Here is a 22,943-nt window from a genome sequence, read left to right on the forward strand (position 1 = left end):
CACTATATCGGGCGCTGCGACAAATGATGTCGCCATCATTGACATCGCGCCGCCACCCCGCACGGCGACACCGGGGTCGGACCCGCCGGGTCCGACCCCATGCCGCAAGCCTCGGGGTGCGCGGTGCTGACGCCGCTACCGTCCGACCGATTGGCAGCGCCGCCGGCCCATCGGCTGTCACCCCGCGCGCCGGGGTAGAATGGGCTTTTCAACGACGGCTCCCGCCCTCCCCGCCATGGAAATCGCGCTACTCCTGGGTCTGATTCTGCTGAACGGCCTGTTCGCCATGGCCGAAATCGCGTTGATGACCGCGCGCAAGGCCCGCCTCAGCAAGCTGGCCGACAGCGGCGACCACGGCGCCGCCGCCGCCCTGCAGCTGAATGAAGACCCGACCAAGTTCCTGTCCACCATCCAGATCGGCATCACCTCGATCGGCGTGCTCAACGGCATCGTCGGCGAGGCCACGCTGGCGCGGCCGTTCGGCGAATGGATGCTGTCCCACGGCGTGCCCGAACAATGGGCCGACAACGCCGCCACCGCGCTGATCGTCGTCACCCTGACCTATTTCTCCATCGTCCTCGGCGAACTGGTGCCCAAGCGCCTCGGCCAGCTCAACCCGGAACCGCTGGCGCGCCTGATCGCCCGGCCGATGCAGCTGCTGGCCGCCCTCGCCCGCCCCTTCGTGCGCCTGCTGTCGGCCTCGACCCAACTGGTGCTGCGCCTGCTCGGCGTGCGCAACACCGGCCCGCAGGCGATGACCGAGGAGGAGCTGCACCTGATGCTGGAAGAAGGCTCGGACTCCGGCGTCATCGAGGAGCAGGAGCACCAGATGGTGCGCAATGTGTTCCGCCTGGACGACCGCCAGATCGCCTCGTTCATGGTGCCGCGCCGCGACATCATCTATTTCGACGTCGACCAGGACCAGGCGGTCAATCTGGCGCGTTTCCACGCCTGCGGCCACACCCGCTTTCCGGTGCTGCGCGGCGGCTGGCGCCAGGTGCTGGGCGTGGCCAGCGCGCGCCAGATGCTGACCCAGACGCTCAACGGCCAGCCGCCCGACCTCACCGCCCAGCTGGAAGAGCCGGTGTTCGTGCCGGAGTCGCTGACCGGCATGGAGCTGCTGGAGCATTTCCGCCAGTCCGGCGCGCAGTTGGCCTTCATCGTCGACGAATACGGCGAGGTGCTGGGCATCGTCACGCCGCAGGATGTGCTGGAGGCCATCACCGGCGAATTCAGGACGCCGACGCCGGACGAAGCCTGGGCGGTGCAGCGCCACGACGGTTCCTGGCTGCTCGACGGCCTGATCCCGATTCCCGAGCTGAAGGACCGCCTCGGCCTGCGCGAGGTGCCGGAGGAGGAGCGCGGCCGCTACAACACGCTGAGCGGCATGGTGATGCTGCTGATCGGCGACATCCCGCGCACCGGTGAACGCTGCCACTGGCAAGGCTGGGACTTCGAGGTGGTCGACCTCGACGGCCTGCGCATCGACAAGGTGCTGGCCACCCGCCGCGACCACAGCGCCGACCCGCTGGCGGCGGCTCAGCGCTGAGGCGTCCCCTCGCCCGCGGTCAGCTCCTGCACGCGCCGGGCCAGCGCGTCGGCGGCAAACGGCTTGGTGAGGATCTGCATGCCGCGCTCCAGGTGGCCGTGGTTGAGCACCGCGTGCTCGGCGTAGCCGGTGACGAACAGCACCGGCAGGTCGGGACGGCGGGCGCGGATGGCGTCGGCCAGCTGGCGCCCGGTCATGCCGTTGGGCATGCCGACGTCGGTCACCAGCAGGTCGATGTCCTGGTGCCCGGCGAACAGCGCCAGCGCCGACGGCCCGTCATCGGCCTCGATGACGTCATAGCCCAGGTCGTCCAGCATCTCGACCGCCACCGTGCGCACCAGCGGTTCGTCGTCCACCACCAGGATTTTCTTGCGCCACAGCGCCGGCGCCACGGCCACGCCGTCCGTCGCCGGCTCCTCCCAGACGCTGTCGCCGGCATGGCGCGGCAGCAGCAGGCAGACGGTGGCGCCCTGCCCCGGTTGCGAGGTGATCCACGCCGTGCCGCCCGACTGGCCGGCGAAACCGTACACCATCGACAGGCCCAGCCCGGTGCCCTGGCCGGCCGGCTTGGTGGTGAAGAACGGGTCGAAGGCGCGCGCCAGCACCTCGGCCGTCATGCCGACGCCGCTGTCGCCGACCGACAGCGCGACGTAGTCGCCGGCCGCCACGCCGCGCTCACGCGCGCGCGCGTCGTCCAGCGTCTGGTTGGCGGTGGCGATGGTCAGCCTGCCGCCGCCGGGCATGGCGTCGCGGGCGTTGATGCACAGGTTGAGCAAGGCGTTTTCCAGCTGGCCGATGTCGACGAAGGTGGTCCACAGGCCGTCCGCCGCCATGGTGTCGACGGCGATCGCCGGGCCGACGCTGCGGCACACCAGCTCGCGCATGCTGGCGACGATGCGGTTCAGGTTGGACGGCTTGGGGTCCAGCGTCTGCCGGCGCGAGAACGCCAGCAGGCGCTGGGTCAGCGCGGCGGCGCGCCGGACCGCCGACTGCGCGGCGCCCACGTGGCGCTCCAGGTCCAGCACGCGGCCCTGGCCGAGCCGGATCTTCATCAGCTCCAGGCTGCCGGCGACGCCGGCCAGGATGTTGTTGAAATCGTGCGCCAGGCCGCCGGTCAGCTGGCCCACCGCGTCCATCTTCTGCGACTGGCGCAGCGCCTCCTGCGCCTGCAGCAGCGCGGCGGTGCGCTCTTCCACGCGCTGCTCCAGCGTGTCGTTGAGCGCGCGCAGCGCGGCCAGCGCGCGGTCGCGCTCGGCCTCGACCGCGCGCCGGCCCTCGATGTCGATCAGCACGCCGGGAAACGCCACCGGCGTGCCGTCGGCCGCCAGATCGACGCGGCCGTTGGCCTCCAGCCAGTAGTAGTTGCCGTCGTGGCGGCGGGTGCGGTACTGGTGCGAGTAGGCGCCGCCACGCTGCAACGACGCGGTCATGGCGGCGGCCAGGCCCGCGCGGTCGTCGGGATGCACGGTGGCGACGATGTCAGCCAGCTTGAGGCCGGTGCGGCCGGTGGCGGCATCGAAGCCGAAGGCCTGGGCAAAGCCGTCGTCGACGCTGAACTGGTCGGCCGGCACATCCCAGAACCAGGTGCCGATGATGGCGCCGGCGGCCAGCGCCAGCTGCACCCGCTGCACATTCTCGTGCAGCGCCGCCTCGGTCATCTTGCGCGCGGTGATGTCGCGGAACAGCACCGCCACCTGGCCCAGCTCGACCGGGCCGGCGCGCCGCGCCGACACCTCGATATGGCGGCCGACCGCGCGGAATTCCTGCTCGAAGCGCGCGGTCTCGCCGGTGCGCAGCACGTGGCCGTACAGGTCGAGCCAGGTCTGGGCGTTGTCCGGCTCGATCTCGCGCAGGCGCTTGCCGACGATGCCGCGGATGCCGGTGTGGCGCTCGTAGCCGGAGTTGGCCTCGATGTGCAGGTAGTCGCTGAGCGGCCCGTGCGGGCCGTCGATGAACTGGATGATGCAGAAACCGTCGTCAATGGCCTCCAGCAGCGCATGGCGCCGGACGCCACTTTGCGCCAGTTGCTCTTCCAGCGCGGCGCGGCTGAGCGATGCCAGGTCTGTATCCAAGGTGATGCCTTTCGTGGTGGCGACAAATATCGCCGTACGGCATTATAGTCCCAGTCGTTCGCGGCAGCGTGCTGCGCAGCGCAGCAAGGCTGTCTCCACCGTCTTGCGCTGGCGCGCGTAACGCGCCGTGGGCAGCACCACCGAAATCCCCAGCAGCACGCCCTGGTGCACGCCCAGCGGCAAGCCGATGGCGCTGCGGCCCGGCGCGTGCTCCTCCAGGTCGTAGGCGAAGCCGCCGGCGCGGATGGCATCGATCTGCGCCAGCAGTTCCGGCATGCCGCCCACGGTGTTGTCCGTCAGCCGCGGCAACGGCGCGCCGGCGTACAGCGCCTCGATCTCCGCGTTGGACAGGCAGGCCAGCAGCGCCTTGCCGATCGCCATGGTGTAGGCCGGATAGGTGGCGCCGATGGTCGGCACCGCGCGCTCCGGCTGGTCGGACAGGAAACGGTCCATGAACAGCACCTCGCCGCCGCTCAGGGTCGACAGGTCGACGGTTTCGTGGGTCTCCTCGAACAGGCCGTACAGCGCCGCCCGCAGTTCCTGCGCGATGCCGCTGCCGGGCAGCTCGCCGAGCCGGCGCAGCCCCCAGCCGGGCCGCACGCCGCCGGCGCCGGCCTGCACCAGATGCTCCATTTCCAGCGCGTCAACGATGCGCTGCACCGTCGACCGCGCCAGCCCGGTAGCGTTGGCCAGCTTGCCCAGACTGAGCCCGTCCGGCTGGGCGCCGACCGCGCGCAGGATCGCCGCCGCCCGGGCAATGACTTGTATGCCTTCCATCGTGGATTTTCCTTGTTCAGCAAACTGTATCGCATCGTGATACACTAGTGTACCGCATAACGATACACCTACTATTATGTCACACCGCTACATCCGTTCCACCTCGCCCTTCTACATAGTGATGCTGGGGCTGCTGTCGGCACTGCCGCCGCTGGCCATCGACATCGGCCTGCCCGCCATTCCGGCGCTGCAGAGCGCTTTCCACATCAGCATCGGCGAGGCGACGCGGACGCTGACCATGTTCCTGCTCGGATTCTCGGTCGGGCCGATCCTGTTCGGGCCGCTGTCCGACCGCTATGGCCGCAAGCCGGTGCTGCTGGCCGGCCTGGCCTTGTTTTCGCTGGCCGCCTTTGCCTGCGCCTTCGCCGGCCAGATCGGCGAATTGCTGCTGGTGCGCCTGCTGCAAGGGGTGGCGGCCGGCGCGGCGGCGGCGCTGCCGGCCGCCATCATCCGCGACGTCTTCAGCGGCCACGCGGCGCTGACGCGCCAGTCCTACGTGGCGCTGGTCAACGCCGTGGCGCCGCTGGTGGCGCCGCTGATCGGCGCCACGCTGCTGCAATTCGGCAGCTGGCGGCTGATCTACCAGACGCTGGGCGCGATCGGCGTGCTGCTACTGTTGCTGGCGGCCTGGGGCTACGAGGAAAGCCGGCCGGCCACCAACGCCGCGCCGCGCCGCCACGTGTTCGCCGACGCCCTGCACGCCTACGGCCAGGTGCTGCGCAACCGCCACTACCTGATCCACGCGGCGCTGGTGGCGGCCTCGTTCGGCACCATGTTCGCCTACATCACCGGCTCGTCGGCGGTGTTCATCGACATGCTGGGCGTGTCCAGCACCACCTACGGCATGCTGTTCGCGCTGACGGCGGCCGGCACCATCGCCGGGGCCGCGGCCGGCGGCCGCCTGGCCCACGTGTGGGGCGCCGACCGCCTGCTGCTGGTCGGCGTGCTCGGCTCCGGCGCCATCAGCCTGGTGCTGCTGCTGGCGGCCGCCGCCGGCGCCGGCTCGGTGCCGGTGGTGGCCGCCTGCGTGGTGCTGAGCAATGTCTGCGCCGGCCTGGTCATGCCGAACGCCACCCACCAGGCGCTGGCGACGGTGGGCAATGTGGCCGGCAGCGCGGCCGCCCTGCTGCGCTCGCTGCAGATGCTGGCCGGCGCCGCCGCCGGCGCGCTGGTCGGCCTGTTGGCCGGCAACCAGTTGACGGTGATGGCGACCGTGATGGCGCTGGCCGCCGTCGGCGGCGTGGCGCTGCTGCTGGTCAGGCAGGCGCTGCTGCGTGCAGCGCCCAGCCCGGCGGATGGCCGATGAAGGCGCGCAGCCCGTCCAGCAGCGCCGTCACGCGCGCCGGCGGCTGGCGCAGCGCGCGCAGCGCGTAGATGCCGGTGCTGGCCTGCGGCTGCGCCGACCACTCGGGAAACAGTTGCACCAGGTGGCCGGCCTTGACGTCCGGCCCCACCACCCAGTCCGGCAGGTAGGCCACGCCCATGCCCTCTTGCGCCGCCAGCCGCATGCCCTCGAAGTCGTCGCAGGCGAACACCGGCTGCGCCGCGCAGGCGCGCGCCGGCTGGCCCAGCACGCCGGACCAGCACAGCAGGTCGGCGCCATGCAGCTTGTCGATCAGGCGGTGGCGGCACAGGTCGGCCAGCGCGGCCGGGGCGCCGGCGCGCGCCAGGTAGGCCGGGCTGGCGCACAGGATGCGGGTCTGGGTGGCGATGCGCGTGCCGATCAGCGCGCTGTCGGCGATGTCGCCGATGCGGATCACCAGGTCCAGCCGCTCGGCCACCGGGTCGGCCAGGCGCTCGGTCAGGTCCAGCTCCAGCCGCAGCTCGGGATACTGGCGCGCCAGCTCGCCCATCACCGGCAGCACGTAGCGTTTGCCAAAGGTGGGGAAGCAGGCCACCCGCAGCGTGCCGGTGACCGCGCCCTTCATCGACGCCAGCTCCTGCTGGGCGTCGGCCAGCGAATCGAGAATCTGGCGCGCGCGGATCAGCAGCGCCTCGCCGGCGTCGGTCAGCGTCAGCAGGCGGGTCGAGCGCAGGAACAGCGGCGTGTCCAGGTGCTCTTCCAGCATATCGATCTGGCGCCCGATCGACGACGGCGTGCGGCCGCGGCGCCGCCCCGCGCCCGAGAAGCTGCCCTCGCGCGCGACATCGACAAACACGCCCAGAAATTCCGCAAATTTTTCCGACTGCATCAGTACGCTCCTTTGGTCTCCTCCGCATGCTAGCAAACCCGGCCGCGCGCGCCTACCGATAGATGGATAGGGACACCCGCATTCAGGGAGCCGGCACCTATGCAAAAGGTGCACAACGGCTTACCGCAAATAGCTGATTATCGCGCCGCCGGAACATTGCTAGTCTAGAAAAAGTCTTTCCCACTTTTTCAGGAGTCGCGCATGCCCCTCACCCTCAAGATCAACGGCCACCCGCACACGGTGGACATCGAAGGCGACACGCCGCTGCTGTGGGTGATCCGCGACGTCATCGGCATGACCGGCACCAAGTTCGGCTGCGGCATCGCCCAGTGCGGCGCCTGCACGGTCCACCTCGACGGCGAGCCGGTGCGCGCCTGCGTGCTGCCGGTGTCGGCCGTCGGCGCGCGCGAGGTGACCACCATCGAGGCGGTCGGCGCCACCGACACCGGCAAGCGCATCCAGGATGCCTGGCTGGCGGTGGACGTGGTGCAGTGCGGCTACTGCCAGTCGGGCCAGATCATGTCGGCGGCGGCGCTGCTCAAGCGCAATCCGGCGCCCAGCGACGCCGACATCGACGCCGCCATGTCCGGCAACCTGTGCCGCTGCGCCACCTACGTGCGCATCCGCGCCGCCATCAAGCAGGCCGCCAGCGGCAAAATCGCCGTGCCGCAGGCCATCCCGGTGCACGCGATCGGAGGGCGCAAATGAGCAACGCTGCCGTCTCCCCGAAACGCCGTCAGCTGCTGGCGGCCGGCGGCCTGTCGGTCGCCTTCGTCTGGCTGGGCGCGCAGAAGCCGGCCAGCGCCGCGCTGACGCCGCACCGCCAGGCCGCCGATGCCGCCGCCGCGGCCGTCGATGGCGCGCCAGCCTTCGCGCCCAACGCCCTGATCCGCATCGACGCCAGCGGCGCCATCCGCCTGGTGATGCCGATGGTGGAAATGGGCCAGTCCATCTACACCGGCTCGGCCATGCTGCTGGCCGAGGAACTGGACGTCGGCCTGGACCAGATCCAGCTCGAACACGCGCCGGCCAGCGACGAGCTGTACGGCATGAAGCTGCTCAAGGGCCAGATCACCGGCGGCTCCACCAGCACCCGCAGCACCTACACCGAGCTGCGCGAGGCCGGCGCGGTGGCGCGGGCGCTGCTGGTGGCCGCCGCCGCCGCGCAATGGAAAGTGGCGCCGGACAGCTGCACGGTCGAGCGCGGCGTGATTTTCCACCGCGCTTCCGGCCGCAGCCTGCCGTACGCGCGGGTGGCGGCAGCCGCCAGCAAGCTGCCCGATCCGGGCCAGGTCAAACTCAAGCAGCCGAGCGAATTCCGCCTGATCGGCAAGCCGATGGCGCGCCTCGACGCCGCCGACAAGGTGCTGGGCCTGACCAAGTTCGGCATCGACGTCAGCGTGCCCGGCATGCGCGTCGCCACCGTCCAGGCCTGCCCGACGCGCGGCGGCAAGCTGGCCCGCGTGGACGAGCGCAAGGCGCGCGCCGTGCCGGGCGTGATCGACGTGCTGCGCATCGACAACGCGGTGGCGGTGGTCGCCCAGCACTTCTGGGCCGCCAAGCGCGGCCTGGAACTGCTGGACATCACCTGGGACCACGGTCCCAACGCCAGCCTCAGCACCAGGCAACTGCGTGACAGCCTGGCCGCCAGCCAGGCCAGCGGCAAGGCCGTGGTCGGCCGCGAGGTGGGCAGCCAGCCACAGGGCGAGCTGATCCAGGCCACCTACAAGTTGCCGATGCTGGCGCACGCGACCATGGAGCCGCTCAACGCCACCGTCCACGTCACGCCCGAGCGCTGCGACATCTGGGCCGGCACGCAGGTGCCGACGCGCGTGGTGGCCAACGCCGCCAAGCTGACCGGGCTGCCGGTGGACAAGGTCACGCTGCACCCGCAATACCTCGGCGGCGGCTTCGGCCGCCGGCTGGAAACCGACTACGTCGACCAGGCCGTGGCGTTCGCCAAACTGGCGCCCTATCCGCTCAAGGTGATCTGGACCCGCGAGGAAGACGTCCGCCACGACATCGTGCGGCCGATGTACCACGACGTGATTTCCGCCGTGGTGGACGCGCAGGGCAAGCCGGTCTGGTTTGGCGACCGCATCTGCAGCGCCACCGTGCTGGGCCGCTGGCGTCCCGGCGCCATGCGCGCCGACGGCATGGACCGCGACGCCATCGAATGCGCCGCCGACCTGCCCTACGCCGTGCCCAACCTGAAGGTGGAATGGGTGCGCCACGACATGCCGCCGGGGCTGGTGGTCGGCTGGTGGCGCGGCGTCGGCGCGCTGCACAACCTGTTCATCGTCGAAAGCTTCTTCGACGAGCTGGCGCACCGCGCCAAGGCCGACCCGGTCGCCTGGCGCAAGGCGCTGCTGCGCAACAACCCGCGCACCACGCGCGTGCTGGAACTGGCCGCGGCCAAAATGGGCTGGGGCGCGCCGCTGCCGCCGCGCGTCGGCCGCGGCGTGGCACTCGGCGAACCGTTCGGCACCAAGGTGTGCGCGATGGTGGAGGTGGAAGTCAGCCCGCAGGGCGACGTGCGGCTGCGGCGCGCCGTGGTGGCGGTCGACTGCGGCGTGCCGGTCAACACCGGCTCGATCGAGGCGCAGATCCAGGGCGGCCTGCTGTTCGGCCTGAGCGCGGCGCTGTACAACGAGATCACCATCGAACACGGCGCCGTCCAGCAAAGCAACTTCAACGACTACCGCATGATACGCATGAACGAGACCCCCGCCATCGAAGTCCACATCGTCCCCAGTACCGAGGCGCCCGGCGGCATCGGCGAAGTGGGCACCGCCATCGCCGCGCCGGCGCTGGCCAACGCCATCTACGCCGCCACCGGCGTGCGCCTGCGCGAACTGCCGATCCGGCGCGAGCAACTGGCGCGGAAAGGCGGTGCGGCATGAAACGCGGCCTGCTCCTGATCCCGGTCAGCGTGGCGATTGTCGGCGTGGCCGCCTACGCCTGGCTGACCCGTTCCGATCCCGCGCCCGGCACCGCGCCCATGCTGCATGGCGCGCTGGCCACGGCGCCGCAGATCCAGCGCGGCGAATACCTGGCGCGCGCGGCCGATTGCGTGGCCTGCCACACCGTCGAGGGCGGCAAGCCGTTTGCCGGCGGGTTGCCGTTCAAGCTGCCGTTCGGCACGCTGTACTCGTCCAACATCACGCCGGACAAGAAAACCGGCATCGGCAACTGGAGCGACGACGACTTCGTCCGCGCCCTGCACGACGGCGTGCGCCACGACGGCCAGCGCCTGTACCCGGCCTTCCCGTACACCTCGTACACGTTGCTGAGCCGCGACGACGTGCTGGCCATCAAGGCCTATCTGTTCAGCCTGCCGCCGGTGGAACAAACGACGCGCGCGCCGGACCTGTCGTTCCCGTTCAACCAGCGCTGGGCGATGGGCTTGTGGAACGCCGCCTTCTTCCGCAGCCAGCGCTACACGCCGGCCGCCGACAAATCGCCCGAGTGGAACCGCGGCGCCTACCTGGCGATCGGCCTGGCCCACTGCGCGGAATGCCACACGCCGCGCAACATCGGCTTCGCGCTCGATCACCGCAACGAATTGGCCGGCGCCGTGGTCAACGGCTGGCAGGCGCCCAACATCACCGCCGACACCGAGCACGGCATCGGCAAGTGGACCGACGCCGACCTCTACCAGTACCTGCGCTTCGGCCACGCCGCCGGCCACGGCGCTGCGTCGGGACCGATGGGCGAAGCGGTGGAAAACAGCCTGCAATACCTGGACCCGCAGGACACGCGCGACTTGATCACCTACCTGCGCAGCGTACCGGCGCGCGCCGGCGCCGAACCGGTCAGCGTCAACGCCAGGCCGGACAGCGCGGCTGCCTCCACCGCCTACACGCCGGCGCCCAACACGCCAGCCGACCTGCAAAACGGCCTGCGGCTGTTTGAAAGCAGTTGCGCCAGCTGCCACCAGTGGAACGGCGGCGCGCCGCAAACGCCGTACGCCGCGCTGCTGGGGGCGCGCTCGGTCAACGATCCGTCCGGCCGCAACGTCATGCAAATCATCCTGCATGGCAACAAGATGCGCGTTGCGGGACAGGATGTGTTCATGCCGTCGTTCGGCGCCGCCTTCACCGACGCTGAAATCGCGCAACTGAGCAACTACGTGATCTACCAGTTCGGCGGCAAACCGGGCAAGGTCACGGCCGACATGGTGGCGGCGCAACGCAAGAACTAGCGGCATCACGTGGTACGAGCGCTGGCGAACATCGCGCGGCGCGCGCTGCGCGTACCATGGGCGGTACTTTCGATATCGGTGCCATCATGACGTTACCAGACAGCAATCGCCTCGTTGCCCATATCCTGCCGGTGCGCGAACGCGCCTTCCACGCGCCGCATTTCCGGCAGACGCAAGCGCCAGTGCTGCGTCTCGCCAACCGCCAGGACCAGCAGGCAGCCGCCATCATCGACGCCGGCATCCGCTGTCTGCTGCAACGGGGCAGCCACGCGGCGGTGGATTACTTGTGCGAGCAAGGCATCTCGCTGCGCATCATCGGCCGCGTGCTGTTCCGGCCGCACCTGCGCCGGGCGCTGCCCGCCTGAACTCAGGCCGTGCGGCGCGAGCGCAGCCAGCCCGCGATGGCCGGCATAATCGACAGCACCACAATGCCCAGCACCACCGCCGTCAGGTTGCGGCTGATCCAGGGAATGTTGCCGAACAGGTAGCCAGCCGCCACCAGGCTGCCGATCCACAGGAAGGCGCCGGTCACGTTATAGGTCAAAAACACCTTGCGCGGCATCGCGCCCAGGGCCGCCACGAACGGCGCCAGCGTGCGCACGATCGGCACGAAGCGGGCCAGGATGATGGTCTTGCCGCCGTGGGTATTGAAGAAGTTCTGCGTGTGCTGGATATGTTCGGGCTTAACGAACGGAATTTTGCTGGTATCCAGCGCCTTGCGCCGGAACCACGCGCCGATGCTGAAGTTGAGCGCGTCCCCGGCCACGGCGGCGATAAATAGCAGCACGCACAGCGTCAGTGGATCGAGCAAACCCTTGGCCGCCAGCGCGCCGGCGATGAACAGCAGCGAATCGCCGGGCAGGAACGGCATGACGATCACGCCGGTTTCGATAAAGATCACCAGGAACAGCACCAGATAGACCCAGTCGCCGTGCGCATCGATCAACTCCAGCAAATGCGCATCGAGGTGGATAAACCATGCCATCAGCGTGGCCAGCAACGCTTCCATCTAACTCTCCCTTGATCAAATTTCATCAAGTGTAATGGAAAATGAATCAAAAAGGAGAGACGTTTCATTGCGGTCGCGGCTTGGGCTTGCCGCCGATCTTGTTGTCAAGCTTGATGTCTAGCAGGTACAAAATCCGGTCGGCCTCGGAAAAAGGCAGTTTATCCGACGCATGTTTGTGCAGCTCGTCCAGATATTCGAAGTAAATTGTCGCCGACTTGTCGAGATAACGCTCGTTCAGCTTGGCTGGCTTGGCCGGATATTTGTGCCGGTCAGGAAAGATGACGCGGTAGACGCGATCATCAATGATTTGGAACGCTTGCGGATTCAGGAAGCGCAAGATGGTCGACGCCATGGGCAGCGCGATGCCCTCCGTCTGCAGCAACCGCCGCAGGACGGGCCGCGCCTGTTCATGGTGTCCCGGCGCGATTTTCGCGACTTCCCGCAACTCCGCGAGCAGCGCCGGATCAACGTGCGGAAAGCGGTTCAGCTTCCACAACACGATCTCATAAAACAATTCGGCATTCAGCGCGGCCGGGTCCAGCGCATCCAGTTTCCTGGTCAGCACGGGCTGGTAGGTGTAACCGTCCAGCAGTTGCCTGGGGTCGTCGCCCCAGATGGCCTTGTATTGCTCAATAATGCCGCTCATTCGTCGTCTCCCGCAGCCATCGCTCGCTCCCAAAACCCTGGCGTGTCATGCTCGGCATTGCGCAGCGCGTAATCCAACGGCATGACGCAAAAACGGACGGTGGGATGGCGCATGCTGCCGTCGGGATGCTCCAGGTAGTCGCGTACCAGGCGGTAGGCGGCCAACGACTCATCGTAGGGCACCTCAAGATAGATCTGTCCCATGTAGGACGACATCACGTTGACGTCGGCGAACTCGCCGCATGGCCCCCAGGCCAGGCCATGCGCATCCAGCCAGGCCAGGACGGCGCCGCGTTGCGCATCGTGCGCATAGTCGTAGCGCCGCTGCGGCGTGGCGCGGTGAAACTCCAGATAAAGCACCGCACGCCGCTGCCGGCGCGCAATGGCGTCAATATGCTCGATCAATTGCGGCATGTGGCACTGCCCTCCTCATCGATCCCGTATCATTTCTCGACAGTTTCTTATACCGCCGCGACAGACTGTGTCGCTGCCGGCGCCGGATAGCGGGCCGCCATGCGGTGCGCCAGCGCGCCGATTTCCGCCCGTAGTTCCGGCGGTTCCAGCACCTCGACACCGTCGCCCAGGCCCAGCAGCCACCAGTGCAGCTCCCGCGTATTGGGCACGCTGGCCTGCAGTTCCAACTGCTGGCCGGGCAAGACAGTCAGCGACTGGTCGGGCGCGATCGGCGTTTCAAACAGATGCTCGCCGGCGGTCTTGCTGAAGACGGCGCGCAACCGGATCGGGTCGCCGCTGCGCACCCCCATGTGGCCACCGGCGATGTAGGCGTCGATGCAAAACCCGGCCGGCCGGCGGCTGGGCAGATACGACATTTCCGCCGCCAGCACCCGGTGCATGGCCAGCATGCGCACGTCCTCATAATCGGCAAACATGCAGATCAGATAGATCAACTGGCCACGCTGGACCACCGCCAGCGGATGCACCACCTCGTATTCGACCGGCTCGGCCACGTCGCGCTTGCGGTAGCTCAGCCGCAACTGGCGGTCGCGCGCCAGCGCGTCGTAGATGGTGCGCTGGCAGGCGTCGTCGACGACGGGCGCCTGCAGCCGCTGCATCGGCGGGATGGTGCGCACCTTGGCCAGCCAGCCGCCGGCCTGACTTTGCGGCTCGATCGCGCTCAACGCCTGCTGCGCCGAGCGGAAGTGCGGCTGCAGGGTGTCCAGCGTGGCCGGCGGCAGCAGATGCGCCAGTTGCTGCTCGACCAGCGCCAGCGTCAAGGCCTCCGGCACGGACAGGCCGGGCAAATCGAAACTGGCGCCGTCGCGCAACCACGACCAGCCGAACGGCTTGACGCCATCCGCCACCAGCGGGAACACTTCCGACAGGCGCTGCAGGTCGCGCTGTATGGTGCGGCCCGTGGTCTCGAAACCGGCGTCGGCCAGCACGCGGTGCAGCTCGTTCACGGCGATCTTGCGCGGCGCGCGCGGCACCGCGCGCAGCATGTGCCACTGGCGCAGCAGGGTTTGTTGATTACTGGTCATGGTGTGGCGTAGGCTCCGGTGTGTCCATGGCGGCGAACAGGATCTGCTCGGCGGCCGGCGTCAGCACGATCTGGGCCGCCATTTGCGCCCGCGTCAGCCCGACAAACAGTTTTTTCCTCTCGTGCGGCGTCCAGGTGTCAAATCCGACCTCGGCCAGGACGACCGCTGGCGCGCTCTGGCCCTTGTAGCGATACACAGACTCGACCAGCAAATCGCCGTCGGACCACAGGGGCTCGCCGTCGCGGCTGTAGGCGCCGGTGAACTGGCGCGTGGTCCACGGACCGATCTGGCGGACGCCGGTCAACACCGAGCCGGCGCGGCCGCGGTTGCTGAGGACGACGATGTCCGACAGCGCGAAGCCGCGCTCCAGCAGGGCCATGACCGCGCGCTCGGTTTGCGCCAGCAAGCTGGCCGGCGAGGTGTAGTGATAGAAACCGGGCACCTCGCCCTTGTACGGACTCATGCTGTTGATCGCGCGCTGGCTCAGCCGCAGCGCGTTGAGCACGTCGCAAATCAGGCGCGGGCTGCGATAGTTGTCCTGGCTGCTGATGGTGACGGCGTCGGCGATGTCGAAGTCATCGCGGCCGTACAGGCGCTGGTCATCGTCCTCCATCAGGTACAGCTTGCCGTGCGGACGCAGCAACTGGCACAAGCCCTGTATCCAGGCCGGCTCGAAGTCCTGCCCTTCGTCGACCACCAGCACGTCGAAGCGGGCGGCGAACTGCGCGCTGTCCTCGACGTAGCGGCGGGCGGCGTCGTCCAGCACGGACGCCTGCGTGAAGTCGGGCTCGCCGACGTGGCGCCGCGTGTGCTCCACCGCCAGCTCATGGAAATTGACCACTTCAGCCCGCGCCGGCGCCCGCGCGCGGATGTATTCCGCAAGCGTGCGGTTGAAGCAGATGTAACCGGCGGCGCGCCCCGCCGCCAGCGCGCTCTGCAGCAGGTGCAAGGCCAGTTGCGTCTTGCCCGAGCCGGCCGTGGCCTGGATGCGCAGCACCCCGGCAGCGGAGGCGATGCGCGGCACCCACGTGGCCAGCCCGTCGGACAGCACGCGGGTGGTGCGCTGCAGCTCGTCGCGCGCGGCGGACAGGTCCATGGTGACGCGGAACTGGTTGCGCAGGAACTGCCGCAGCGCGTCGAGCTGGGCGCAGCCCCTGCCGCCGGCCAGCCATTCCCGCGCCAGCGTGGCGACGCGCGGATACAGGGCAGCATCGACGATGCGCTCGCGCGGCACCGACACCGCCTGTGCCTCGGTCAGGTGGAAATCGGGCAGCACCAGGCAGCTAGTAACGCTGGTGTCGATCCGGGCGTCCTGCAGCCGGCCCAGCAGGCTGGCGCGCTGCAGGCGGCATTGCTTGCTCACGTCGCGCTCGTCCTGGCCGTACAGCTTGTAGATCTGGCCCTCCCGCAAGGCGACCGCGCCGGCTTTCACCTCCATCAGCAGCAAGGCGCCGGACGGCGCCATCACCACCACATCGATCTCGCCGTAGTAATCATGTCCCGCGCGCACGGTGTGCAGGGCGATGCCATGAAATACCTCATACCCGTCCGGGAGGGCTGCGGCCAGCCCGTTAACAAGGTCCAGTTCGCGATGCAGGCCGCCGTCCTGGCGCAGGGCCCCGGCCGTTGAAGGAATTAACAGAGCCACCAGTTTTCCTGTTAAAAAATAAGGATTCCCAGGAATAATAATGCATATTAGAAATATTGTCACCGGGTGGCGTTGACCGCTGGTTACGCGGCGCTAGCGACGCAGCGTCAGCGCGCACTGGCGGCCGTCGTGATCGATGAACAGGGTCCAGAAGCCGATCAGCTCCAGTTCCGCAGCCAGCGCCTGCGCGCGGACGGGCGCGATGGCGTAACGAAATTGCAGCATCGACAAAGGATCTTGGATGATGCCGCCCTCCGATTGCTGCACCGTCAGGAGAAAGGCGGCGGCCTGCGCCAGTTCAAGATGGGAAAACGTGAGCGCGGGCGCGCCCGACTGCGGATCGACAGCTCCGGTCATACTCTCTCTGTTGGTTGAACACCGGCAGAGTATAAGGGCGGGATGCGACAGATTGCGTCGCCACGCGGAGGCGGCGCTACAACGAAAAAACCCGCCGAAGCGGGTTTAGGTATATGGCGGAGACGGTGTTTCTCGAACTCTCCTATGAAAAACGGGGTCTGAAAAATCCTACCCCCCCAGGTCTACCCACCAGCAACGTTCGCTTTGTAACCAAAGGCGCCGTTTGAAGTTGGCGATGATCGGCATCAACAAAGAAAGCATCTTTGTCAATTACTGAAAGGCAACTGGCGCTCGCCAATCAATAACCAAACGCAGCTAAAAATAGCCAATAGCTGAGTTAATAGTTCGATTTTTTCTTACCCCACATCTACCTGTTGATTTGCAGCCAAATCTGACTCACTTTTCCAGTAATTTGCAACTGAATCTGCCCCACGTTTAAGACACAATCCTACTCAACAGGTTGAGTCGGGAATTGGAGTGATCGACGTGGCACTACTAAGCATTATTTGACGCTGGCATATCCGAGACCAGGTCCCCCTTCGAGAGATAGCCAGGCGCCTGCGCATCTCTAGAAACACTGTCCGGCGCTACCTGCGCGCGGAAATCACCGAGCCGGCCTACGCCGTGCGGCGCTCACGCAGCGCGATCGACAAATATGCGTTCCAACTTTCAGCCATGCCCAAGACCGAGGCAGCCCGTTCCAGGAAGCAGCGACGAACCTTAAAGCAGATCCACGAAGACCTGAGGCAATTGGGTTTTGAGGGGTCTTACGACAGGGTCGCGGCGTTCGCGAGGGTATGGAGGGAGGGTCAAACTGAGCGGGTCAATCCGTCAAGCAAACGAACAGGATGGGGAGGTGCCGTAGCTGGCTTTAAAATCGGAGGTGTTGCAGGTGCGGCGCTAGGAATTGAAACCGGACCAGGCGCCGTCATAACAGGTCTGGTGGGGGGCATCATCTTCGGTACAGCAGGCTACTTCGGCGCGGACTGGGTCGCCGACCACATTGATAAAAACTGAGGCTTGGATGAACATTTTTAAACGGATCGGTGCCGTGCTGACCGGCGCGAAGCCAGAGCATGCGCTTGCGCGAGACTACCCGCAAAACAATCTGCTGTCAGCGCCAGCATTCGCCAACTATCCGCAAAAAGCCTACCTTGGTGACCAAGGTATCTTTGCATACCGAATGGAGTTCATGGTGACCGAAGCGGATGCTAGGCGCATTCTGAACACGCTCAACACCGAGTTTGATCTGATGAGCCAGGACATGTTCCAAGAAGGGCATCTGGCAACTCCTACACAGTCGATTCACTTTTCTCTGCGCCCGGAGTTTGGTGGCGTGCGAGTTGCTATCGTGACCAACTCGGTTAAGCTACTGGAAGGAATCGATGCGCTCGCGCTTGAACCCCCCCCGCCCTGGGCCATTTTTCCGGAGGCAGACCCGAGTGCTTTGGGCAGTTTGCAAGGCCCCATGGCCTACTGGTGGGATTGGTTCTTCCTGCCGTTCTGGACCACTGCCAACGCAAGTAAGCGTCAGCGGTATTTGGCCGCTCATCCAACCGACCAGGAATGGGTCGATTTTTTGATGCTCCATTCGCCATCGTAAAGCACCATTCGCGCGACCTGATAGTTTGTATTGTCTCTCTATTTGCTGCAGACGGCCGTAGCTGCGCCGGATTCAGATAACGGTCCACGCCACCATTAGCTGGCGTCGTTTTGCTAACAGGTCCCCAAGGCGATGTGCCGCCCCCCTGTCGCAGCACCAGCGCGTGCTCGGCGCACTAGTCAAGGAGGGTAGATGGCGTAGCGAAACACCCAGCTGTTGGTGCCTCTGGGCAAAACTTGCAGCCACGGCCCCACGCTTCTACATACCGGCCCGGCGTCGCCAGGAGTGCTACCTCGAGCATGGATAACTTGTTGATCGGTCTGTCCACGATGCCCGTCGGTATCTACCTTTCAAAGGTGGCAAGTACAGAATTCAGGTGGACGACATTGAACAAAAATCAAACGCGCTCGCCACGACAGGCAAAAAAATAGCCCCGGTATCGGGGCTATTTTTCTAATTCTGGCGGAGACGGTGGGATTCGAACCCACGATACAGGTTTTGCCCGTATGCTTCCTTAGCAGGGAAGTGCCTTCGGCCACTCGGCCACGTCTCCTAGTCGATTGCTCAACTATGTCTTTTCCGCATCGCGGAGAGGACGTGCGACATAGTATAGGCCAGTGGACATTTGGTCAAGGCGAACACCATGGCAATTCTTCCCGGCCGACAACAAGGCCTGCGGTAGAATTGCGCATTTGACGCATCGATTCCCCGTATGAGATTGTTTGCCCTCCTGGCGTCGCTGGTGCTGCTGGCCGGCTGCGCCGGCATGCCCAGCCGCGCCGATTTGCCGAAGGAACCCACGCCCCACACCGTCTACGTTGTGCAATACGGCTGGCACACGGCGCTGCTGTTTGACGGCAAGGACATCCTCGCTCGCAGCCCCAAGCTGGCGCAGGACTTCAAGGACCACAAGTACATGCTGATCGGCTGGGGCGATGGCGCGTATTTTGTCGAGGACCATCCAGATGTGTCGCAGGCGGTCAAGGCGCTGGTGGCGTCCGACTACCCTGCCCTGCAGGCTGGCGGGCGCGAAACCAATCCACCGCTGGGCGTGGCGGCTGGCGATAGCGTTCCGCTGGCGATCACCGAGCGCGGCTTCGATCAACTGGTCGCCTATATCGACCGCAGCATCGCCGCCGACGCCGACGGCAAGCCGATCTACCTCGGCAAGCGACTGCCGAATCTCAACCTGTTTTACAAGGCCACCGGCAACTACAGCCTGCTCAACAACTGCAATTCGTGGGTGGTCGGTGCGCTACGCGCGGCGGAATTGCCGGTCTCAGGATTGAATCTGACCGCGCGCAGCGTGTTCGACCAGGCGCGCCACATCGCCGAGCTGCAAGGAACGGCGACGCCGGCCCTTATCTCGCGCCAAACGGATTGACGATCGGCGAGGCCGGCGACTGACAACCCAGCGCGGCGCGTTCAATTTCCCCGCGCGTTTTTTCGTTCAACGTTTTCTTGATGGAGCCGATCAAAGTGGTCGCGGCATCGGACGGTTGCTGGGCGGCGAGCGGCAAGAGATAAAAGTAGGCCTTTTCCGTATCCCGCACGCCGAACGTGCCGTTCAGGTAGGCGGAGATCATGAATGTCACGGCCTCTTCCGATCCGCCGTGCGCTGCCAAGGTTCCAAAATGCTCTGCAAGTTTGATCAGCTTCACAGATTCGGCCAAGGACTCATTACTGCCCTGCTGCCTCAGAAACCGCGCATGGGTTGGCGCGTTTAGCGCAAACAAGGTCTGGGCCGGAACACTGCCCTGCTCGGCGGCCTGGTACAGAAGCCGGAAGGCGTCAACCCGCGACACGTTTTCCTGGCAGCCTGACGACAACGGCTTTGACTCGCCCTCGGTGAACGGGGCGCAGGACAGTGCCATGCGAAAGTAGGCGCTGGCGGCATCGGCATCACCATGATCGGCCTTGTTCCTGACGGCGGCCGGCGTGGTGAACGAGGCGACCAGTAGCTCATCTATCTGCGGCGAATCACCGTCGACTTTCCGCAATACCGGAAATGGCGACTGCGCGGCGCCAGCCGGGCATGCGGAGCGTGGAACTGGTGCACGCGCATCGTTGTGGTCCGGCGGGCCAAGCTGCGCGGGCAGGCTGGCGGCGGCGGTCGCCGGTGGTGTTTCAGTATTCAACGCTCCCCGTGTCAGCACATACGCTACGCAGGACAACAGCCCTGCGCTGACCAGCGCCACCACAGAGCGTCTTTTCATATAACGGTCAGGCTAGTTGTCATACCGGCAGATTTTACAAGTTTTCAGCAATGACTCTTGCAGCACCTCGACTTCTGCTTTCTCGGCGTCTGCCAATTCCTTGATCTTTGCTGGATGCATGATGGGCTGAAAAACAAAAAGCCCTTGAAATTCAAGGGCTTTTTGTCTGATTCTGGCGGAGACGGTGGGATTCGAACCCACGATACAGGTTTTGCCCGTATGCTTCCTTAGCAGGGAAGTGCCTTCGGCCACTCGGCCACGTCTCCTAGTCGATTGCTCAACTATGTCTGCCGTGAAGCAGACGACCGCCATAGTATAGACCGTGACCCGTTTGGTCAAGGCAACTCGGCGGTTTTTTTGGAAAAATTTAAGCCTTTTCCAGTTCGAACGCCTTGTGCAGCGCGCGCACGGCCAGTTCCATGTATTTCTCGTCGATCAACACCGAAATCTTGATTTCCGAGGTCGAGATCATCATGATGTTGATGCCCTCTTCCGACAGCGTGCGGAACATCTTCGAGGCCACGCCCACGTGCGAGCGCATGCCCACGCCCACCACCGAAATCTTCGACACCTTGGCGTCGCCGGCGATGCTGGCCGCGCCCAGCGCGTCCTTGGAGCCGTTCAGCACGTCCAGCGCGCGCTGGAAGTCGTTGCGCGGCACGGTGAAGGTGAAGTCGGTCTTGCCATCCACCGACTGGTTCTGGATGATCATGTCGACTTCGATGTTGGCGTCGGCCACCGGGCCAAGGATGTGGTAGGCCACTCCCGGACGGTCCGGCACGCCCAGCACGGTGATTTTGGCTTCATCGCGGTTAAAGGCGATACCGGAGATGACTGCTTGTTCCATGTTTTTATCTTCCTCAAACGAAATCAGGGTGCCCGAGTTGGCTTCCACTTCCAGGTCCAGCATCGGGTCGGTCAGCGACGACAGCACGCGGGTCGGCACGCGGTAGTTGCCGGCGAATTCCACCGAACGGGTCTGCAGCACTTTCGAGCCCAGCGACGCCAGTTCCAGCATTTCCTCAAACGTGATGGCTTTCAGGCGGCGCGCCTCCGACACCACGCGTGGGTCGGTGGTGTAGACGCCGTCGACGTCGGTGAAGATCAGGCACTCGTCGGCCTGCATGGCGGCGGCGATCGCCACGGCCGAGGTGTCCGAGCCGCCGCGGCCCAGCGTGGTGATGTTGTCTTCGTCGTCCACGCCCTGGAAGCCGGTGATGATGACGATCTTGCCCTCGTCCAGGTCGCGGTTGACCTTGTCGCTGTCGATCGACTGGATGCGGGCCTTGGTGTAGGCGGAATCGGTTTTAATCGCGACTTGCCAGCCGGCGTAGCCAATCGCCTTCTTGCCGATCGCTTGCAGCGCCATCGACAGCAGGCCGACCGACACTTGCTCGCCGGTCGAGGCGATCATGTCCAGCTCGCGCGGGTCTGGTTGTGCCTGCACTTCCTTGGCCAGGGCGATCAGGCGGTTGGTCTCGCCCGACATTGCCGACGGCACCACCACGATGCGGTGTCCGGCGTCATGCCACTTGGCGACCCGCCGCGCGACGTTTTTGATACGGTCCGTCGAACCCATCGACGTACCGCCGTATTTGTGCACGATTAAAGCCATAACAGTGAGTTTTCCGCTCAAATAAGGGTAAATGGAACCCTTAACTCTACCTGTCGCAGTGCAAAATAACAAGTCGAAAAGCTCATAATCTCATACCGAATAAGCATATCTACATACAAAATTCGGCAGAAAGCGCTTTGATGTCTATACAGCTTGCCAGCGCAGGCGGATACGGCCGGTTCCATTGCTCAGATGGTGGCAATCCATGCCGATGCCGGCGGCAAACAGCAGCGCGCTGGCGGTTTTGACCACCGGCAGGCGGCCGCGCTCCCAGGCCGGGATGTTGAGCGCCTGGTAGTGGTATTTGACGGCGCGGGTCGGGCGGTTGGGCGCCGGCTTGAGCTTTTCGCCGCCGCGGCGGAACTCGATCACCAGCGGCTGGGCGCGCAGCCAGTCGGGGTCCAGCCCTTCTTCGGCCGGCTCGAAGTGCAGGATGCCGCCGTAGGCCGGGAATGCCAGTTCGGTCTCGCCGTTCCAGCGGAAGTCGGTGCCGGGCTTGTCGTCGAACTGGTCTTCGCGCGTGCCCTCCAGTTCCGCCAGCTTGGGCGTCAGGTGCAGGCGGTCGCGGTAGCGGCGCACGTGGCAGTCGGGATGGGTGACCAGCAGCTGGGCGTCGTATTTGGCTTCCAGCAGCTGGGTCAGCATTTCGGCCAGCCAGGCGGTGCTGGGCATGCTGTAGCCGCGCGTGGCGAACCAGTGGCGCAGCAGGTTGTAGGCGCGGTCCTGGCTGAGGGCGCGCAGCTTGCCGATGTCGAGCTGGTCGCCGTCGCGGGTGGCAACCAGGTCTTGCTCGGCCAGTTCGGTCAGCAGGCGGTAGGCCGATTGCGCGTGCTGGGCGCTGCGGGCGAAGCGCTCCTGGAAACCGGGAAAGTGCTGTTCCAGCGCCGGCATCACGGTGTGGCGCAGCGCATTGCGGGCGTAGCGCGGGTCGTCGTTGGATTCGTCGTGGATGTGCTGGATGCCGTGCTTGCGCGTGTACGCTTCCAGTTGCTTGCGCGAGATGTGCAGCAGGGGTCGGGCCATGACCAGCTGGTCGTTGTGCAGCAGGCCGGCGGCGGTGTTGGCGGCGTCCATGCCGGACAGGCCGGCCGGGCCGGAGCCGCGCAGCAGTTGCAGCAGCACGGTTTCGGCTTGGTCGTCCTGGTGGTGGGCGGTCAGCAGCAGCGGGATGTTGTGCTCCCGGCACAGCGCGCCGAGGGCGGCGTAGCGGGCTTTGCGGGCGGCCGCTTCGGTGCCGGTTTTTTTGGCGTCGGCGAGCTGGATGCGGCGCGCTGCGAAGGAGACGTTCAGGCCGGCGCATTCATGTTCGCAGTGGCGCAGCCAGGCGTCGGCATTGGGGCTGAGGCCGTGGTGGATGTGGAAGGCGCACAGGGTCAGGTCGTGTTGCTGGGCGTAGGCGTGGGCCAGGTGCAGCAAGGCCGAGGAGTCCAGACCGCCGCTGAGGGCGACGGCGATGCGCCGGGCTGCGGCGCCCTCTCCTGCGCGCACCCGGGCGCGGGCGGCGGTCACGGCTTGGTCAAAGGTGGACTTGAGGGTGGGCTTTTGCTGCTTCAATCG

General features: G+C 66.1%; 20 protein-coding genes, 2 tRNA genes and 1 pseudogene. 9 read left to right on the forward strand and 14 right to left on the reverse strand.

Translation table 11 applies throughout. The features are described from left to right. Positions 1 to 235: 235 nt before the first annotated feature. On the forward strand, positions 236 to 1,549 hold the full coding sequence (locus FHW58_RS09490) for a hemolysin family protein (protein ID WP_179672773.1): 1,314 nt from the start codon (positions 236 to 238) through the stop codon (positions 1,547 to 1,549). Here FHW58_RS09490 and FHW58_RS09495 read toward each other — a convergent pair. Together FHW58_RS09495 and FHW58_RS09500 are read right to left on the reverse strand one after the other, a co-directional pair. After that, on the reverse strand, positions 1,540 to 3,621 hold the full coding sequence (locus FHW58_RS09495; RefSeq protein ID WP_373996647.1) for a response regulator: 2,082 nt from the start codon (positions 3,619 to 3,621) through the stop codon (positions 1,540 to 1,542). The genes FHW58_RS09490 and FHW58_RS09495 overlap by 10 nt on opposite strands. A gap of 42 nt (positions 3,622 to 3,663) precedes the next feature. Then, complete coding sequence (locus FHW58_RS09500; protein WP_179672774.1) at positions 3,664 to 4,398, reverse strand: IclR family transcriptional regulator; 735 nt, start codon at positions 4,396 to 4,398, stop codon at positions 3,664 to 3,666. Positions 4,399 to 4,474: 76 nt separating this feature from the next. Between FHW58_RS09500 and FHW58_RS09505 the strand changes: the two genes are divergently transcribed. Continuing rightward, positions 4,475 to 5,704 (forward strand): multidrug effflux MFS transporter, encoded by a 1,230-nt coding sequence (locus tag FHW58_RS09505; protein ID WP_179672775.1) that lies wholly within the window; start codon positions 4,475 to 4,477, stop codon positions 5,702 to 5,704. Here the strand turns inward: FHW58_RS09505 and FHW58_RS09510 are convergent. Further along, entirely contained in the window at positions 5,655 to 6,590 is a 936-nt protein-coding gene (locus tag FHW58_RS09510; protein WP_179672776.1) for a LysR family transcriptional regulator, read from the reverse strand. The genes FHW58_RS09505 and FHW58_RS09510 overlap by 50 nt on opposite strands. Positions 6,591 to 6,791: 201 nt before the next feature. On the opposite strand from FHW58_RS09510, the gene FHW58_RS09515 reads away from it, so the two are divergent. The 4 genes from FHW58_RS09515 (at position 6,792) to FHW58_RS09530 (ending at position 11,159) form a co-directional block, all read left to right on the forward strand. Beyond that, positions 6,792 to 7,298 carry a (2Fe-2S)-binding protein gene (locus tag FHW58_RS09515; protein ID WP_179672777.1) on the forward strand — a complete coding sequence of 169 codons (507 nt, stop codon included), beginning with the start codon at positions 6,792 to 6,794 and terminating at the stop codon, positions 7,296 to 7,298. Further along, positions 7,295 to 9,493, forward strand: a complete 2,199-nt coding sequence (locus FHW58_RS09520; protein ID WP_179672778.1) for a molybdopterin cofactor-binding domain-containing protein — start codon at positions 7,295 to 7,297, stop codon at positions 9,491 to 9,493. Before FHW58_RS09515 ends, FHW58_RS09520 begins: the two co-directional genes overlap by 4 nt. Beyond that, complete coding sequence (locus FHW58_RS09525; RefSeq protein ID WP_179672779.1) at positions 9,490 to 10,794, forward strand: cytochrome c; 1,305 nt, start codon at positions 9,490 to 9,492, stop codon at positions 10,792 to 10,794. The genes FHW58_RS09520 and FHW58_RS09525 overlap by 4 nt, the downstream gene beginning before the upstream one ends. Before the next feature lie 86 nt (positions 10,795 to 10,880). Further along, positions 10,881 to 11,159: a hypothetical protein gene (locus FHW58_RS09530; RefSeq protein WP_179672780.1), complete on the forward strand. Its 279-nt coding sequence runs from the start codon at positions 10,881 to 10,883 to the stop codon at positions 11,157 to 11,159. Between the two features lie 2 nt (positions 11,160 to 11,161). Here FHW58_RS09530 and FHW58_RS09535 read toward each other — a convergent pair whose 3' ends face one another. The 6 genes from FHW58_RS09535 to FHW58_RS09560 all read right to left on the reverse strand — a co-directional run bounded on the left by FHW58_RS09535 (position 11,162) and on the right by FHW58_RS09560 (position 15,952). Further along, entirely contained in the window at positions 11,162 to 11,803 is a 642-nt protein-coding gene (locus tag FHW58_RS09535; protein ID WP_179672781.1) for a VTT domain-containing protein, read from the reverse strand. A 64-nt stretch (positions 11,804 to 11,867) separates the two neighbouring features. Next, entirely contained in the window at positions 11,868 to 12,449 is a 582-nt protein-coding gene (locus FHW58_RS09540; RefSeq protein ID WP_179672782.1) for a hypothetical protein, read from the reverse strand. After that, positions 12,446 to 12,862: a hypothetical protein gene (locus FHW58_RS09545; protein ID WP_179672783.1), complete on the reverse strand. Its 417-nt coding sequence runs from the start codon at positions 12,860 to 12,862 to the stop codon at positions 12,446 to 12,448. The genes FHW58_RS09540 and FHW58_RS09545 overlap by 4 nt, the downstream gene beginning before the upstream one ends. Positions 12,863 to 12,909: 47 nt before the next feature. Beyond that, entirely contained in the window at positions 12,910 to 13,947 is a 1,038-nt protein-coding gene (locus FHW58_RS09550) for a YafY family protein (RefSeq protein ID WP_179672784.1), read from the reverse strand. After that, positions 13,937 to 15,595: an ATP-binding domain-containing protein gene (locus FHW58_RS09555; protein WP_179672785.1), complete on the reverse strand. Its 1,659-nt coding sequence runs from the start codon at positions 15,593 to 15,595 to the stop codon at positions 13,937 to 13,939. Before FHW58_RS09555 ends, FHW58_RS09550 begins: the two co-directional genes overlap by 11 nt. A 93-nt stretch (positions 15,596 to 15,688) precedes the next feature. Then, a complete protein-coding gene (locus FHW58_RS09560; RefSeq protein ID WP_179672786.1) occupies positions 15,689 to 15,952 on the reverse strand; it encodes a hypothetical protein in 264 nt (87 codons plus the stop codon). A gap of 519 nt (positions 15,953 to 16,471) precedes the next feature. On the opposite strand from FHW58_RS09560, the pseudogene FHW58_RS27470 reads away from it, so the two are divergent. Further along, positions 16,472 to 16,759, forward strand: a pseudogene (locus tag FHW58_RS27470) (IS21 family transposase); the annotation flags it as partial. Positions 16,760 to 16,976: 217 nt separating this feature from the next. Beyond that, the gene (locus tag FHW58_RS09565) at positions 16,977 to 17,555 is read left to right on the forward strand and encodes a hypothetical protein (protein ID WP_179672787.1); all 579 of its coding nucleotides are present in this window, start codon (positions 16,977 to 16,979) and stop codon (positions 17,553 to 17,555) included. Positions 17,556 to 18,015: 460 nt separating this feature from the next. On the opposite strand, the gene FHW58_RS09570 is transcribed toward FHW58_RS09565, so the two are convergent. Continuing rightward, positions 18,016 to 18,108 (reverse strand) — tRNA-Ser (locus FHW58_RS09570). 159 nt (positions 18,109 to 18,267) lie between these two features. Between FHW58_RS09570 and FHW58_RS09575 the strand changes: the two genes are divergently transcribed. Then, positions 18,268 to 18,939, forward strand: a complete 672-nt coding sequence (locus FHW58_RS09575; protein ID WP_179672788.1) for a DUF2459 domain-containing protein — start codon at positions 18,268 to 18,270, stop codon at positions 18,937 to 18,939. On the opposite strand, the gene FHW58_RS09580 is transcribed toward FHW58_RS09575, so the two are convergent. The 4 genes from FHW58_RS09580 to tilS form a co-directional block, all read right to left on the reverse strand. Continuing rightward, positions 18,917 to 19,771, reverse strand: a complete 855-nt coding sequence (locus FHW58_RS09580; RefSeq protein ID WP_179672789.1) for a hypothetical protein — start codon at positions 19,769 to 19,771, stop codon at positions 18,917 to 18,919. The two genes, FHW58_RS09575 and FHW58_RS09580, sit on opposite strands and share 23 nt — an antisense overlap. Before the next feature lie 173 nt (positions 19,772 to 19,944). After that, positions 19,945 to 20,037: transfer RNA gene (locus FHW58_RS09585), tRNA-Ser, on the reverse strand. 101 nt (positions 20,038 to 20,138) lie between these two features. Continuing rightward, a complete protein-coding gene (locus FHW58_RS09590; protein WP_179672790.1) occupies positions 20,139 to 21,386 on the reverse strand; it encodes an aspartate kinase in 1,248 nt (415 codons plus the stop codon). A 144-nt stretch (positions 21,387 to 21,530) separates the two neighbouring features. Continuing rightward, a complete protein-coding gene (gene tilS / locus FHW58_RS09595; protein WP_229265107.1) occupies positions 21,531 to 22,940 on the reverse strand; it encodes a tRNA lysidine(34) synthetase TilS in 1,410 nt (469 codons plus the stop codon). Positions 22,941 to 22,943 lie beyond the last annotated feature (3 nt).

Origin of the sequence: Duganella sp. 1224 (assembly GCF_013408245.1) — a bacterium.
Classification (GTDB): domain Bacteria; phylum Pseudomonadota; class Gammaproteobacteria; order Burkholderiales; family Burkholderiaceae_D; genus Rugamonas.

Bases quoted from the DNA above. Each gene is read 5' to 3' on its own strand.
- FHW58_RS09520 (WP_179672778.1), top strand. From the start codon at position 7,295: ATGAGCAACGCTGCCGTCTCCCCGAAACGCCGTCAGCTGCTGGCGGCC.
- FHW58_RS09580 (WP_179672789.1), bottom strand. From the start codon at position 19,771: ATGAAAAGACGCTCTGTGGTGGCGCTGGTCAGCGCAGGGCTGTTGTCC.
- FHW58_RS09565 (WP_179672787.1), top strand. From the start codon at position 16,977: ATGAACATTTTTAAACGGATCGGTGCCGTGCTGACCGGCGCGAAGCCA.
- FHW58_RS09490 (WP_179672773.1), top strand. From the start codon at position 236: ATGGAAATCGCGCTACTCCTGGGTCTGATTCTGCTGAACGGCCTGTTC.
- FHW58_RS09550 (WP_179672784.1), bottom strand. From the start codon at position 13,947: ATGACCAGTAATCAACAAACCCTGCTGCGCCAGTGGCACATGCTGCGC.
- FHW58_RS09500 (WP_179672774.1), bottom strand. From the start codon at position 4,398: ATGGAAGGCATACAAGTCATTGCCCGGGCGGCGGCGATCCTGCGCGCG.
- FHW58_RS09515 (WP_179672777.1), top strand. From the start codon at position 6,792: ATGCCCCTCACCCTCAAGATCAACGGCCACCCGCACACGGTGGACATC.
- FHW58_RS09560 (WP_179672786.1), bottom strand. From the start codon at position 15,952: ATGACCGGAGCTGTCGATCCGCAGTCGGGCGCGCCCGCGCTCACGTTT.
- FHW58_RS09525 (WP_179672779.1), top strand. From the start codon at position 9,490: ATGAAACGCGGCCTGCTCCTGATCCCGGTCAGCGTGGCGATTGTCGGC.
- FHW58_RS09590 (WP_179672790.1), bottom strand. From the start codon at position 21,386: ATGGCTTTAATCGTGCACAAATACGGCGGTACGTCGATGGGTTCGACG.
- FHW58_RS09535 (WP_179672781.1), bottom strand. From the start codon at position 11,803: ATGGAAGCGTTGCTGGCCACGCTGATGGCATGGTTTATCCACCTCGAT.
- FHW58_RS09575 (WP_179672788.1), top strand. From the start codon at position 18,268: ATGAGATTGTTTGCCCTCCTGGCGTCGCTGGTGCTGCTGGCCGGCTGC.
- FHW58_RS09530 (WP_179672780.1), top strand. From the start codon at position 10,881: ATGACGTTACCAGACAGCAATCGCCTCGTTGCCCATATCCTGCCGGTG.
- FHW58_RS09545 (WP_179672783.1), bottom strand. From the start codon at position 12,862: ATGCCGCAATTGATCGAGCATATTGACGCCATTGCGCGCCGGCAGCGG.
- FHW58_RS09505 (WP_179672775.1), top strand. From the start codon at position 4,475: ATGTCACACCGCTACATCCGTTCCACCTCGCCCTTCTACATAGTGATG.
- FHW58_RS09510 (WP_179672776.1), bottom strand. From the start codon at position 6,590: ATGCAGTCGGAAAAATTTGCGGAATTTCTGGGCGTGTTTGTCGATGTC.
- FHW58_RS09540 (WP_179672782.1), bottom strand. From the start codon at position 12,449: ATGAGCGGCATTATTGAGCAATACAAGGCCATCTGGGGCGACGACCCC.